Source organism: Kocuria sp. CNJ-770 (genome assembly GCF_001942375.1).
GTDB classification, from domain to species: Bacteria; Actinomycetota; Actinomycetes; order Actinomycetales; family Micrococcaceae; genus Kocuria; species Kocuria oceani.
In genome coordinates, this window is record NZ_MKJW01000140.1 from 1 (window position 1) to 13,657 (window position 13,657).

Here is a 13,657-nt window from a genome sequence, read left to right on the forward strand (position 1 = left end):
GCCGAGTCCCCCATGAGCTCGCAAGTCCCCCCGATCGGACGGGGGGACTTGCGAGGACATGGGGGACTCGGCGGTGCGGACCGGTGGGGAGGGGGACCCGGTACCGGCGGCGGGCGCGCCGGGGGCACGTGAGCACGTGGGTACGTGGGTACGTGGGGGGATGCCAGGCGGGTGAGGGCGGGCGAGGGCGCGTGGGGGGCGGCTAGAGTGGGCGGGTGCAGAAACTGCTCGTGCTCGCCGCCCACCCGCTGGAGACCAAGTACTTCCCGGACGACATCGACCTGGTCCTGACCGGCGTCGGGATGTCGGCGGCGGCGGTGCACACCACCGAGGCGGTGCTCACCCGCTGCCCGGACCCCGCGCGTCGGGCGGAGCTGACGGTGCTCAACATCGGCAGCGCCGGAGCGCTGCGGGACGGGCTGCACGGGGTGCACGAGCCCTCCCGGATCATCAACCGGGACGTGGACGAGCAGCTGCTGCGCGCGGCCGGGATCCCCGTGGACAACGTCATCGAGCTCGGCGGCGAAGGCCCGGTCCTCGCCACCGGGGACTCGTTCGTGGCCGGCGGGTCCGCCCGGGACGCCCTGGCCGCCCGGGCCGACCTCGTGGACATGGAGGGCTGGGCGATCGCGGTGGCCTGCCGACACCTGGGCGTGCGGCTGCGGATGGTCAAGCACGTCTCCGACGCCGCCGACGAGGCCGCGCTCGCGTGGGCCGAGAAGGTCGAGGTCAGTGCGGTGGCCCTGGGGCAGTGGTTCCGCGCCAGCGGCATCGCCGCGCGCTGACCCGCGACTAGACTGGGGCCCAGCATGAAACTACTCCGCCAGCGCGAGTCCCTGGGCGCCCAGCAGGACTACGAGAGCGCCATGACCCTCCTCGCCGACGTCCGCCGCAGCGGTCCCGTGCTGCGCCTCTACGAACCGGCGCCCACGGTCGCCTTCGGCCGCCGGGACGAGCTGCGCCCGGGCTTCGCCGACGCCGCCCGGGCCGCCCGGGAGAGCGGCTTCGAGCCCCTGGTCCGGCGGGTGGGCGGGCGCGCGGCGGCCTACCACGGCGGGTGCCTGATCGTGGACCACCTGGAGGCGGCCGAGGACCCGACCACGGGCATCCAGGACCGCTACCGCCTGTTCGGGGACATGCTCGTGGCGGCCCTGGAGGAGCTCGAGGTCGAGGCCGACGTCGGGGAGATCCCCGGCGAGTACTGCGCCGGGGAGCACAGTGTGCACGGGACGCACCCGGCGTCGTCGTCGGCCCCGGGCCGGAAGGTGAAGCTGGCCGGCACCGCCCAGCGGGTGGTCGCGGGCGCCTGGTACTTCAGCACCGTGCTGGTGGTCGAGCAGTCCGAGCCCATCCGCTCGGTGCTCACCGACGTCTACGCCGCCCTGGACCTGGAGTGGGACCCCGCGACCGCGGGGGCCGTGGACGACCTGCGCCCGGGCACCACCGTGGCCGACGTCGAGCGCGGGATCCGCAAGGTGTACGGCATGTACTCCGAGTACCTGGGGTACGGGCCGCTCACCGACTGAGCCCCGGCCGCGGGCCGGGCAGACCGAGGAGGCAGCAGATGTGCGGACGCTACGTCATCGCCCGGGCCGTGGGCGACCTCGTGGCCGAGACCGGGGCCGTCCCGGACGAGAGCCTCGGCGAGGCCGACTCCGAGCAACTGCGGGCCAACTGGAACACCGCCCCGACCACCGACGTGCCGATCGTCCTGGAGCGCCTGGCGGGCGGGGACGGCCGGGACGACGGCGGGGAGCTGGTGCGCGAGCTGCACGTGGCCCGCTGGGGACTGGTCCCGGGCTGGACCAAGGACCCCGCGGTCGGGTCGAAGATGTTCAACGCCCGGTCGGAGACCGTCCTGGAGAAGCCGTCCTTCCGCAAGGCGGTCCGCGCCCGCCGGTGCGCGGTCCCCGCCAACGGCTACTACGAGTGGAAGCGCGAGCCGGGCCCCGGCAAGGGCGGGCGCAAGCAACCCTACTACGTCCACCCGGCCGACCCGGAGGAGACCATCTGGTTCGCCGGGGTCTACGAGTGGTGGCGGGTGCCCGAGGGCGCGGAGCTGCACTCGGCGGCCCTGCAGCCCGGCCGGGACGGCGGGGGCAGCACGTGGCTGCTGTCCTGCTCGATCCTCACCACCGACTCCCCGGAGCCCTCCGCCGAGCACCCCGTGCTGGGCGAGCTGCACGAGCTGCACGACCGGATGCCGATCCCGCTGGCCCCCGAGCACGTCGACGACTGGCTGCGCCCGGGGGAGGACGACGCCCCGCAGCTGGTGGACCTGGTCCGGGCCGAGGCGCACCGGACGGCCGCCCGGTGGGTGCTGGACCCGGTGGACCCGGCCGTCGGCAACGTGCGCAACAACTCCCCGGAGCTCGTCCTCCCGCAGCGGAGCCTGTTCTGAGCGCCGGGGAGGCCCTCCGCCGGATCCGCGACTTCGTGCGGACCCACGGCGGCGGGGTCGTGGCGACCAACAGCGGCACCGGCTGCCCCGAGTCCGCGTGGATCAACCTCACGGCCCACGAGGACGGGCGGCTGGTCTTCGGCACGAACGAGCGCAGCCGCAAGTACGCGAACCTGCGGGCCGACCCCCGGGTCTCCCTCGTGGTGGTCTCGGGGGACGGCCAGGAGTTCCAGCTCGAGGGGCGCGCCGCGGTGCTCGAGGGCCCCGCGGCGCAGGACGCCGGCGAGCTGCTGGAGTCCCGTCACCCGGGAGCCACGGGCAAGGACAGCACCCGGCTCGTGGCCGTGCGCCTGCACTGGGCCCGTTTCGTGGACGTCGCGGCCGACCCCCCGGTCCGGGAGGACCTCACCCTGTGAGCCCGGCCCCGCCACGGCTCAGACGTAGTCCGTCTCGTAGTCCGTCTCGGGGACCCAGCGGTTGAAGTCGAGCGTCAGGTACAGCGCGAGCGCCGCCGCGTTGTCCTCCGCGATGCGCAGGCTCACCTGGTCGTAGCCGTTGTCGTAGAGGGTGCTCATGGCGCAGCGCACCAGCTGCTCGGCCAGGCCCTGCCGGCGGCGGGAGGCCGCCGTGAACAGCTCGAAGATGTAGGGGGTGTCGGGCAGGTCGTCGCCGACGCGCCGGGCCAGGACCAGGGCCGCGGCCACGACGGTCCCGTCGTCGTCCACCACCACCGGCGAGGCCTCGGGCAGGAAGGGCCCGTACTCGCCGTCGAAGACGCCCCGGATCACCGTGCGCGCCTCCTCGAGGCTGGAGACGCCGCCCTGCTCGTAGGAGGAGTAGTAGAGCTGGGCGAGGCTCTCGGCGTCCTCCGGGGTGGCCGGACGCAGGGACACGGCAGGAGTCCTGGTGTTCTCCGCCGTGTGGGCGATCAGCGTGATGGTTCCGGTCATGGAGGCCTCCGTGATGTCGGCGCCGGGTGATCCGGCGTGGGTCGGGCGAGGGGACAGGGGACGACCCGGGGGGTCTCGCGGGGCAAGCCCTCCGTGCTTTCAGCGTATCCATTTCGCTGGTCTTGTCCATGCTTCCCCGGTGGCTCCCCCGGTGCTCCCTCGGTGCTGCCCCGGCGCTCCCCGGGCGCGGAGCAGGGCGGCGGCCAGCCCGTGCGGACGCGGCCGCCGATGGGGAACACGTGTTCCGCCGGGACCATGCCGAGGGTTAGCCTGTCGTACAGGTGTTCTAGCTTCCAGGGGACAGGGCGCGCCGCGCGGCGGGCGCCGGGACCGAGGAGGGGAGGGGCCGTCGTGGGCTTTCTGACGGAGGGCGTCGAGGTGGACTGCGACGCCGGCGGCGTGCCGGTGACCGTGCGCTGGCGCGGACGGGGCTACCGGGTGGCGCAGGACCCCGTGCGCTGGTACGAGCGCCGGGCGTGGTGGGCCGAGGACGCCCGGCTGCCCAAGGACCGCGGGATCGGGGCGGTGGACCAGCAGATGTGGCGGGTCCAGGTCCAGCTCACCGTCCGCTCGGAGCTGCTGACCCTCGAGCTCGTCCACACCCTCGACACCGGTCGCTGGCGGCTGCTGGCGGCCACCAGCGCCTCGGGGGCCCAGGTGGTGCGCTGTGCCTAGGGGCGCCGGCCACCGCGCCCCGGGCGCATAGGATCGGAGGGCAGGGCCCGCCCGCCGCGCGCGGGGGAGCCCGGAGGCGCAGCATCCGCGGCACAGAAAGGCGGCACCCGTGAGACTCGGCACCGTGCGACGGAACGGCACCACCCAGGCCTTCCGCCAGGAGGCGGGGGAGACCGTCTACCTGCCCGTCCCGACGTCGGGGCCCTCCTCGCCGGGGGCGACCTGCGGCCGGCCGGGGAGCCGGGTCCCGCGCCCGCCCCGGAGGAGCTGGCGACGCCCGTGCTGCGCCCCGGCAAGATCCTGTGCGCGGGGCTCAACTACTACGACCACGCGGAGGAGGTGGGCCAGGAGATCCCGGAGCACCCCACGATCTTCGCGAAGTACGCCACCGCGCTCATCGGCCCCACCGACCCCATCGCCATGCCGGAGGAGTCCGAGAAGATCGACTGGGAGGCCGAGCTGACCGCGGTGATCGGCTCGCCCCTGCGCCACGCCACGCCGGAGCAGGCCCGCGCCGCCATCGCCGGGTACACGATCATGAACGACATCTCCGTGCGGGACTGGCAGGGCCGGACCTCCGAGTGGTTCCAGGGCAAGAACTTCGACCGCACCACCCCGGTGGGGCCCGTGGTCGTGACCCCGGACGAGGTCGACCCCGAGGAGGGGCTGGCCGTGCGCTGCAGCGTCGACGGCGTGCTCCACCAGGACTCCCGCACCGACCGGATGATCTTCTCCGCCGTGGCGCTGGTCGAGTACCTCAGCCGGTTCCTGACCCTCGAGCCCGGGGACCTCGTGGCCTGCGGCACCCCCGCCGGAGTGGGCCTGGCCAAGAAGCCCCGCCGGATCTGGCTGCGCGACGGCCAGGAGGTCGTCACCGAGATCGAGGGCATCGGGCAGCTGCGCAACGTCTGCACCCCCGCCGAGGAGCTCCTGGTCCGGACCTCCTGACCCGGGCCTCCCGACCCGGCCCGGCCGACCGGGCCGGCCGACGGCACCCATCCCGACCCGACCCCGACCGGAGGGCCCCATGGCGACCATCGGCTTCCACGCCTCCCACGAGCAGATCCCGCCCGAGCAGCTGCTGCGCGACGTCCGGCACGCCGAGCAGGCCGGCTTCGGCGCCGCCATGTGCTCCGACCACCTGGAGCCGTGGTCCCCGCGCCAGGGACACTCCGGCTTCGCCCTGTCCTGGCTGGGTGCGGCGCTGGCCACCACGGCCCTGCCGTTCGGGTTCGTGCACGCCCCGGGCCGGCGCTACCACCCCGTGGTCACCGCCCAGGCCACGGCCACGCTCGCCCGCATGTTCCCCGGCCGGCTCTGGGCCGCCCTGGGCAGCGGGCAGCGGCTCAACGAGCGCCCGGTCAGCCCCGAGTGGCCAGGAAAGGAGCAGCGCCAGCAGTTCCTCGAGGCGAGCTTCGACGTCGTCCGCCGTCTGCACGCCGGGGAGGAGGTCAGCCGCCGCGCACCGCTGCACGCCGACCGCGCCCGGGTCTGGGACCCCCCGGAGGTCGCGCCGCCGCTGCTGGTGGCCGCCCTCACCCCGGCCACCGTCCGCCGCTTCGCCCCCGTGGCCGACGGGTTCATCACCGTCAACCAGCCCCTCGAGGACCTGCGGCGGATGCTCGGGACCTGGCGCGAGGCCGGCGGCACCGGGCGGGCCGCGCTGCAGGTGCACCTGAGCTGGGCGCCCTCCCCGGAGCAGGCCCGGGCCATCGCCTTCGAGCAGTGGCGCACCAACGTCTTCGACCCCGTCACCATGGCCGAGCTCGCCTCCCCGCAGGACTACCAGCGCAAGGCGGTCCAGCAGGACGTCGGGGACGAGCAGATCGCCGGGGCGGTCAACGTCTCCGCCGACCTCGGCCGGCACGCGCAGTGGCTGCACGAGTACGCCGAGCTCGGCTTCGACGAGATCCACCTGCACCACGTGGGGCAGGAGCAGGCGGCCTTCCTCGACGCCTTCGGGGACGCCGTGCTGCCCCAGTTCGCCGCGGCGTGACCCGCCCCGGCGTTTGCAATTGACTTAAGTTCGAACACATATTCGAATACCGGTGTGAGCTTTCCGCACCTGCACGTCGCCACCGCCTTCAGCGCCCACTACGGGGTGAGCCGGCCCTCCGCCCTCGTCGCCGCGGCCGCCGCGGACGGCGCGGAGGTGCTCGCCTGCACCGACCGGGACGGCCTCTACGGCGCGGTCAAGCACCTGGACGCGTGCCGGGAGCACGGCATCGACCCCGTCCTGGGCGCCGACCTCGCCCTGTACGGCCCCGGACGCGAGCGCGTCCTCGGCCGCGTGCTGGTCCTCGCCGCCGGCGGGACCGCCGGCGCCGGCTACGCCGCCCTGTGCCGGCTCGTCTCCGCCGCCCACGCCGGCGGCGTCCCGGCCGGGTGGACCCGGACCAGATCGCCGCCCACGCCGTCCGCCCCGGCGCACCGGCCCCTGCTGACCGTGCTGCTCGGGCCGGCCTCCGACGTCGGTCAGGCGCTCGCCGCCCGCCGCTACCGCGCCGGCCGCGCCGCCCTGGCCCGCTGGCGGGCCCGGCTGCCGGCGGAGGCGCTCGCCGTGGAGGTGGTCACCCACCTGGCCGCCCCCGGCACCGCGTGCAGCACCTCCCACGCGGCCCGGCTGCTGCGCGCCGCCGCCGAGGCGGGGCTGACCCCCGTGCTGACCAACGCGGTGCGCTACGCCACCCCCGCCGAGGCGGCGACCGCCGACGTCCTCGACGCCGCCCGCGCCCTCACCCCGCTCGAGGCCCTCGGCCGGGCCGGTCCGACCGGCAGCGGGGCCGCCGACCGGAGGGCGCCCCCGGCGGAGCCGCTGCAGCCCAACGGCCAGGGCTGGCTCAAGTCCACCCGGCAGATGCGCTCGCTGGCCGCGGAGATCGCCCGGGCCGCCGACCTCGGGACCGCGGGCGCCACGGCCCTGCTGGCGGGCACCCAGCGGATCGCCGACCGCAGCCGCCTGGACCCGGTGGCCGACTGCGGGTGGGGCCGCCCGGTGGTGCCCGAGGCCTCCGTGCTGGGCCTGCGGCGCCCGGCGCCCGCGGAGCTGCGGGCCCGCTGCGAGGACGGTCTGGCGCGGCGCTACCCGGGCCGCCGGGCGAGCCCGGCGGTGCGGTCCCGGCTGGACCGGGAGCTGGGGGTGATCGGGGAGCTGGGCTTCGCCTCCTACTTCCTCACCGTGGCCGAGGTCTCGGCGATGATCGGGGCGATGGGCGTCCGGCACGCCGCCCGCGGCTCCGGGGTCTCCTCGCTCGTCAACTACCTGCTCGACGTCTCCCAGGTGGACCCCCTGGAGCACGACCTGCTCTTCGAGCGCTTCCTCTCGCCCCACCGCTCGACCCTGCCGGACATCGACATCGACGTCGAGTCCGCCCAGCGCCACCGCGTCTACCGGGAGATCTTCGACCGCTTCGGCGCGGAGCGGGTGAGCCTCATGAGCATGCAGAACGCCTACCGGGCCCGCGGCGCCGTCCGGGACGCGGGGCTGGCGCTCGGGCTGGACCCCGAGACCGTGGACACGGTGGCCAAGCAGCTGTGGCACCTGCCGGCCTCGACCCTGCGCGAGACCCTCGCCCGCCAGCCGGAGCTGCGGGAGTTCGCCGAGCAGGTGTCCCGGGAGAAGCAGCTGGACCTGCTCGTTGACCTCACCGAGCGCCTGGACCGCCTGCCCCGGCACATCTCCATGCACCCGTGCGGGGTGATCCTGGGGGACCGCTCCCTCCTGGACCGCACCCCGGTGCAGACCGGCGGGGCCGGGATGCCGATGAGCCAGTTCGACAAGCACGACATGGACCCCATGGGCATGCTCAAGCTCGACGTCCTCGGCGTGCGGATGCAGTCCGCCCTCGCCCACGCCGTCGAGGAGGTGGCCCGCATCCACCCGGGACGGCCCCGCCTGGACCTGGAGTCCGTCCCCGTCGACGACGAGGCCACGTTCGAGCTCATCCGCTCGACCCACACCCTGGGCTGCTTCCAGATCGAGTCCCCGGGCCAGCGCGAGCTCATCGGCAAGATGGCGCCGACGAGCTTCGGCGACCTCATCGTGGACATCTCCCTCTTCCGTCCCGGCCCCATGCACTCGGACATGGTCCGGCCCTATCTGGAGCACCGCCACGGCTGGTCCCGGCCCGCCTCCGTCCATCCGCGCCTCGACCCGATCCTCGCGGAGACCCACGGGGTGACCGTCTTCCACGAGCAGGTCCTGCGCATCCTCCACGCCTTCACCGGCTGCGGTCTCGCCCGGGCCGACGAGCTGCGCCGCCGGCTCGGCTCCGACCGGCAGCTCGAGGTGGAGACGTACTTCCGGGAGCGGGCCCGGGAGCGGAAGTACCCGCTGGACGTCGTGGACCGGGTGTGGGGGATTCTGGCGGCCTTCGGCTCGTTCGGCTTCTGCAAGGCCCACGGGGCGGCCTTCGCGGTGCCCACCTACCAGTCCGCGTGGCTGAAGGCCCACCACCCGGAGGCCTTCCTGGCCGGGCTCTGGGAGCACGACCCCGGGATGTACCCCAAGCGCCTGCTCGTGGGGGAGGCGCGGCGGATGGGCATCCCGGTCCTGCCGGTGGACGTCAACCGCTCCGACGAGCACTACCGGGTGGAGCGGCTGACGGAGGACCCCGGGCGCCTGGGGGTGCGCCTGGCCCTGACGGGCATCCACGGGGTCTCGCAGGCCGAGGTGCGCCGGATCGTGGCCGGGCAGCCCTACGCCTCCCTCGCGGACCTGCGGCAGCGGGCCCGCCCCGCTCGGCGCACCCTCGAGCGCCTCGCCGCCGTCGGCGCCTTCGACGGCCTGCTGCGCCGCTCCGGGGGGACCGCCTCCCGCGCCGACCTGGTGCACGCCCTGCGCGTCCGGGCGGACAGCGCCGCCCGCCCCGGCGACCCCGGGGAGCCGGGAGGTCCAGGGGCAGCTGGCCCTGGACCTGGGGGACCTGGAGCTGCGGGGCCTGCCCGCGGAGCGGCCCGAGCCCACCGTCGAGGAGAAGGTGCGCACCGAGCTGGACCTGCTCGCCGTCGACGTCTCGGCGCACCTCCTGGACAGCTGGGCGCCCCTGCTGCGGGAGCTGGGGGTCGTGCCCGCAGAGCGGCTGCTGGAGCTACGCAACCGCTCCGAGGTGCTCGTGGCGGGGGTGCGGGTCTCGACCATGACCCCGCCCATGCGCAGCGGCCGGCGGGTGGTCTTCGTCAGTCTCGACGACGGCACGGGCGCGGTGGACTGCGCCTTCTTCCCCGACGCCCAGGAGCGCTCGGGGCAGCACCTGTTCGGCACGCGGCTGCTGCTGGTGCGCGGGCGCATCCGGCGCACCGGCCCCCGCGGGATCAGTCTCAGCGCGGAGCAGGCCTGGGACCTCGCCGACCCGGCGACCCCGGCGGCCGTCCGCGCCCGGTCGCCCATCGGTCCGCGCCCCCGCCCGGTGAGCGGACCGGTGGGCGGACCGGGGCCGGGGCATCATGCGCCGGAGACCGGCGCGGATCCAGCAGTTTCACTCTCGGAGAATCCATTGGCCAGCGGGCTGATAGCCAGTATGGTTACTAATAACAGCGGATGAGCTGCACCCCGCCCCCCGGCGGGGTTCGTCCGCGGCGGGCCCCTTCCGGGCGCCCGTTCTCCAGCTGATGAAGAGAAGGAGTTCTCATGGCTACGTACGACGTCAACGCACTGCTCTCGGCCACCGCCTACGACTCGGACGGCGACAAGATCGGCAAGGTCGAGCAGGTCTTTCTGGACGACAACACCGAGGAGGTCACCTTCGTGACCGTCAACACCGGTCTGTTCGGCACCAAGGAGAGCTTCGTCCCGGTCGAGGGCGCCCGGCAGGACGGCGACCGCCTCGTGCTCCCCTACGCCAAGGGTGTGGTCAAGGACGCCCCGAACGTGGACGCGGACCAGCACCTCTCCCCGGCCGAGGAGGAGGAGATCTACCGCTACTACAAGATGAACTACTCCGGCACCGGCGGCGACCGCGACACCCGGACGGACTACGCCACGACCGACTACACCGGCACCGGCACCACCGGCCGTGACGCCGGCGACACGCTCGACACCGACCGCAACGCCGTGCCCGGCGGGGGCACCGCCGGCTACGCCGAGGTCGACCGCGACGCCACCGACCGCAACAGCACCGCCGGGATCGCCGACGTGGACCGCAGCGTCACCGACCGTGACCTCACGGACCGTGATCGTGACCTGACCGACCGTGATCGTGACCTGACCGACCGTGACGACACCGGTGTGGTCCGCCACGAGGAGCAGCTGCACGTCGGCAAGGAGCAGCAGGAGACCGGCCGCGCCCGCCTGCGCAAGTACGTGGTGACCGAGCACGAGACCGTCGACGTCCCCGTCGAGCGCGAGGAGGTCCGGGTCGAGCGCACTCCGCTCAGCGGCACCGAGGCCACCACCGGCACCATCGGCGAGGAGGACGTCGAGGTGACCCTCCACGAGGAGCGCCCCGTCGTCGCCAAGGAGACCGTGGGCGTCGAGAAGGTCGGGATCGAGAAGGAGACCGTCCGCGACACCGAGCGCGTCGACGCCGACGTCCGCAAGGAGCAGGTCGAGGTCGAGACCGACGCCGAGCGCGGCACCGGCCTCACCGACCGCGATCGCCGCGACCGCATCTGATCGCACCGAGCGTCCCGGGCCCCCGTCACCGCGAGGTGACGGGGGCCCGTCGTCGTGCCGGGCCCGGTTGGTGCCGGGGCCGGCACGGGCCGGGCTCCGCCGGGCCGGAGCGCCGGGCGCGGCCGCCCAGCAGGCCGGGCCCGGCCGCACCCCCACTGGTCAGCACCGGTGCGCACCGGTCGGCACCGCACCGGACGGGTACCATCGATGCAGTGCGCGCCGCCCGCCGGTGCCGCTGCCGCGTGCCCCCCGTACGGGTGCGTGCCGTTGCCGACCGAAGGAGACCCCTCCCCATGACCACCGCGCCGGAGCACCAGCCCGAGTCCGCACCCCTCACGATCACCGTCGACGGCGAGCAGCGCACGGTGGGGACCGGCACCTCCGCCGCGGAGCTGTACCGCGAGGAGCGCTCCGTGGTGGTCGCCCGCGTCAACGGTGTGCTGCGGGACCTCGCCACCGAGCTCGCCGACGGCGACGCGGTGGAGCGGGTGCTGATCTCGGAGCCGGAGGGACTCGAGGTGCTGCGCCACTCCACGGCCCACGTGATGGCCCAGGCCGTGCAGCAGCTGCACGAGGACGCGAAGCTCGGCATCGGCCCGTACATCACCGACGGCTTCTACTTCGACTTCGACGTCGAGCAGGCGTTCACCCCCGAGGACCTCAAGGCCATCGAGAAGCGGATGCAGCGGATCGTCAACTCCACGCAGTCCTTCCGCCGCCGCGCCGTGAGCGAGCAGGAGGCCCGGGCCGAGATGGCGGACGAGCCGTACAAGCTCGAACTGATCGGCCTGTCCCAGGGCCCCGGCTCGGGCGGGGACGTGGACGCCGCCGCCGAGGGCGCGTCCGTGGAGGTCGGCGCCGGCGAGCTGACGATCTACGACAACGTGGACCGCAAGACCGGGGAGACGGTCTGGAAGGACCTGTGCCGCGGCCCGCACCTGCCGGACACCAAGCTGATCGGCAACGGCTACGCCCTCGTGCGCTCGGCCGCCGCCTACTGGCGCGGCTCCGAGAAGAACAAGCAGCTGCAGCGCATCTACGGCACGGCGTGGCCGTCCAAGGAGGACCTGAAGGCCTACAAGGACCGCCTCGCCGAGGCAGAGCGGCGCGACCACCGCCGGCTCGGCGTAGAGATGGACCTGTTCTCCTTCCCGGACGAGCTGGGCTCCGGCCTGCCGGTGTTCCATCCGAAGGGCGGGATCATCCGCAAGACCATGGAGGACTACTCCCGCAGCCGCCACACCGAGGCCGGCTACGAGTTCGTCTACACCCCGCACATCACCAAGGGCCACCTCTACGAGGTCTCGGGGCACCTGGACTGGTACCGGGAGGGGATGTTCCCGGCCATGCACGTGGACGAGGAGCGCGACGCCGAGACCGGCCAGCTGACCAAGCAGGGGCAGGACTACTACCTCAAGCCCATGAACTGCCCCATGCACAACCTCATCTTCCGCTCGCGCGGCCGGTCCTACCGGGAGCTGCCCCTGCGGCTGTTCGAGTTCGGGCAGGTCTACCGCTACGAGAAGTCCGGCGTGGTGCACGGCCTGACCCGGGTGCGGGGCATGACCCAGGACGACGCCCACATCTACTGCACCCGTGAGCAGATGAAGGCGGAGCTGACCACCACCCTCACGTTCGTCCTCGACCTGCTCAAGGACTACGGGCTCGACGACTTCTACCTGGAGCTCTCCACCAAGGACCCGGAGAAGTTCGTGGGCTCGGACGAGCTGTGGGAGGAGGCCACGGCGACCCTGGCCGAGGTCGCGGCGGAGTCCGGGCTGACCCTGGTGCCGGACCCGGGGGGCGCGGCCTTCTACGGCCCGAAGATCTCGGTCCAGGCCAAGGACGCGATCGGGCGGACCTGGCAGATGTCCACCATCCAGCTGGACTTCAACCTCCCGGAGCGCTTCGACCTCGAGTACCAGGCCGCGGACGGCACACGGCAGCGCCCGGTGATGATCCACCGCGCGCTGTTCGGCTCCGTGGAGCGCTTCATGGGCGTGCTCGTGGAGCACTACGCCGGGGCGTTCCCGGCGTGGCTGGCCCCCGTCCAGGTGGTGGCGATCCCGGTGGCCGAGGCGTTCAACGACTACCTGCAGGGCGTGGTGGACACCCTCCGGGCCCGCGGGGTGCGCGTGGAGCTCGACGCCGGCTCGGACCGGTTCCCCAAGAAGATCCGCACCGCCTCCAAGGAGAAGGTGCCGTTCGTGCTCATCGCCGGCGGGGAGGACGCCGAGGCGAACGCCGTGTCCTTCCGGTTCCGCGACGGCTCCCAGGACAACGGCGTCCCGGTCGGCGAGGCCGTCGAACGGATCGTGGCGCACGTCCAGCGCCGGGTGAACGAGGAGCCGACGGCCGCCCTGCCCGAGGACCCCCAGGCCGCCGCGGAGACGGCCGGGGTCGGGCAGTGACCGGCCGGGCGCCCGAGGGCGGGCCTCCGCACCACTGGATCCGCCAGGACGAGTTCGAGATCCCGGGGGTGCCCGACAGCTTCCAGCGGCTGTGGACCCCGCACCGGCTCGCCTACGTGCGCGGCGAGGACCCGTCCGTGCGGGAGGACCCCGGGTGCCCGTTCTGCCACGGCCCGCAGCGCGCGGACGAGGAGTCCCTCATCGTCCACCGCGGCGAGCACTGCTTCGTGATCCTCAACCTCTTCCCGTACAACCCCGGGCACCTCATGGTCTGCCCGTACCGGCACGTGGCCGACCTGACGGAGCTGGGGGAGGAGGAGCTTCGCGAGCTCACGGACCTGACCCGCACCGCCGTGTCGACGATCCGGCGGGTGGCCTCCCCGCACGCCTTCAACGTGGGGATCAACCTGGGGGCCGCGGCGGGCGGGTCGCTCTCCGGGCACCTGCACCAGCACGTGGTGCCGCGCTGGAACGGGGACGCGAACTTCATGCCCGTGCTCGCGGGGACCAAGGCGATCATGCAGACCCTCGGGGACACCCGTCAGGACATCGCCGACGCCTGGCCGGAGGCCTGACCCCGGAGCGGCCACGGCCCCGCCCGGGTGCC

11 protein-coding genes and 1 pseudogene are annotated in these 13,657 nt (G+C 73.9%); 11 read left to right on the forward strand and 1 reads right to left on the reverse strand.

Annotated features, from left to right (window positions below):
* Positions 1 to 215 precede the first annotated feature (215 nt).
* From BJF77_RS16825 to BJF77_RS16840, 4 genes are read left to right on the forward strand one after another with little or no spacing between them, the layout of a single operon-like run.
* Positions 216 to 785 (forward strand): nucleosidase, encoded by a 570-nt coding sequence (locus tag BJF77_RS16825; RefSeq protein ID WP_075872882.1) that lies wholly within the window; start codon positions 216 to 218, stop codon positions 783 to 785.
* 24 nt (positions 786 to 809) lie between these two features.
* On the forward strand, positions 810 to 1,526 hold the full coding sequence (locus tag BJF77_RS16830) for a lipoate--protein ligase family protein (RefSeq protein WP_047802382.1): 717 nt from the start codon (positions 810 to 812) through the stop codon (positions 1,524 to 1,526).
* A gap of 38 nt (positions 1,527 to 1,564) precedes the next feature.
* Complete coding sequence (locus BJF77_RS16835; protein WP_075872883.1) at positions 1,565 to 2,401, forward strand: SOS response-associated peptidase; 837 nt, start codon at positions 1,565 to 1,567, stop codon at positions 2,399 to 2,401.
* Positions 2,402 to 2,424: 23 nt separating this feature from the next.
* Entirely contained in the window at positions 2,425 to 2,817 is a 393-nt protein-coding gene (locus BJF77_RS16840; RefSeq protein WP_338130227.1) for a pyridoxamine 5'-phosphate oxidase family protein, read from the forward strand.
* A gap of 18 nt (positions 2,818 to 2,835) precedes the next feature.
* On the opposite strand, the gene BJF77_RS16845 is transcribed toward BJF77_RS16840, so the two are convergent.
* Positions 2,836 to 3,351, reverse strand: coding sequence for a GNAT family N-acetyltransferase (locus BJF77_RS16845; RefSeq protein WP_075872884.1), 516 nt, complete (start codon positions 3,349 to 3,351; stop codon positions 2,836 to 2,838).
* 351 nt (positions 3,352 to 3,702) lie between these two features.
* Here BJF77_RS16845 and BJF77_RS16850 point away from each other — a divergent pair, with 351 nt between their 5' ends.
* The 7 genes and pseudogenes from BJF77_RS16850 to BJF77_RS16880 all read left to right on the forward strand — a co-directional run bounded on the left by BJF77_RS16850 (position 3,703) and on the right by BJF77_RS16880 (position 13,625).
* The gene (locus BJF77_RS16850; RefSeq protein ID WP_047802385.1) at positions 3,703 to 4,026 is read left to right on the forward strand and encodes a DUF6504 family protein; all 324 of its coding nucleotides are present in this window, start codon (positions 3,703 to 3,705) and stop codon (positions 4,024 to 4,026) included.
* A gap of 279 nt (positions 4,027 to 4,305) precedes the next feature.
* A complete protein-coding gene (locus BJF77_RS16855) occupies positions 4,306 to 4,974 on the forward strand; it encodes a fumarylacetoacetate hydrolase family protein (protein ID WP_255396334.1) in 669 nt (222 codons plus the stop codon).
* Between the two features lie 79 nt (positions 4,975 to 5,053).
* Positions 5,054 to 6,022: a TIGR03885 family FMN-dependent LLM class oxidoreductase gene (locus BJF77_RS16860; protein ID WP_047802387.1), complete on the forward strand. Its 969-nt coding sequence runs from the start codon at positions 5,054 to 5,056 to the stop codon at positions 6,020 to 6,022.
* 54 nt (positions 6,023 to 6,076) lie between these two features.
* A pseudogene (locus BJF77_RS16865) lies at positions 6,077 to 9,569 on the forward strand (DNA polymerase III subunit alpha).
* An 86-nt stretch (positions 9,570 to 9,655) separates the two neighbouring features.
* A complete protein-coding gene (locus BJF77_RS16870; RefSeq protein WP_075872886.1) occupies positions 9,656 to 10,639 on the forward strand; it encodes a DUF2382 domain-containing protein in 984 nt (327 codons plus the stop codon).
* A gap of 293 nt (positions 10,640 to 10,932) precedes the next feature.
* Positions 10,933 to 13,050 carry a threonine--tRNA ligase gene (gene thrS / locus BJF77_RS16875; RefSeq protein WP_047802685.1) on the forward strand — a complete coding sequence of 706 codons (2,118 nt, stop codon included), beginning with the start codon at positions 10,933 to 10,935 and terminating at the stop codon, positions 13,048 to 13,050.
* On the forward strand, positions 13,047 to 13,625 hold the full coding sequence (locus tag BJF77_RS16880) for an HIT domain-containing protein (protein WP_047802684.1): 579 nt from the start codon (positions 13,047 to 13,049) through the stop codon (positions 13,623 to 13,625). The genes thrS and BJF77_RS16880 overlap by 4 nt, the downstream gene beginning before the upstream one ends.
* The last annotated feature ends 32 nt before the right edge of the window (positions 13,626 to 13,657 follow it).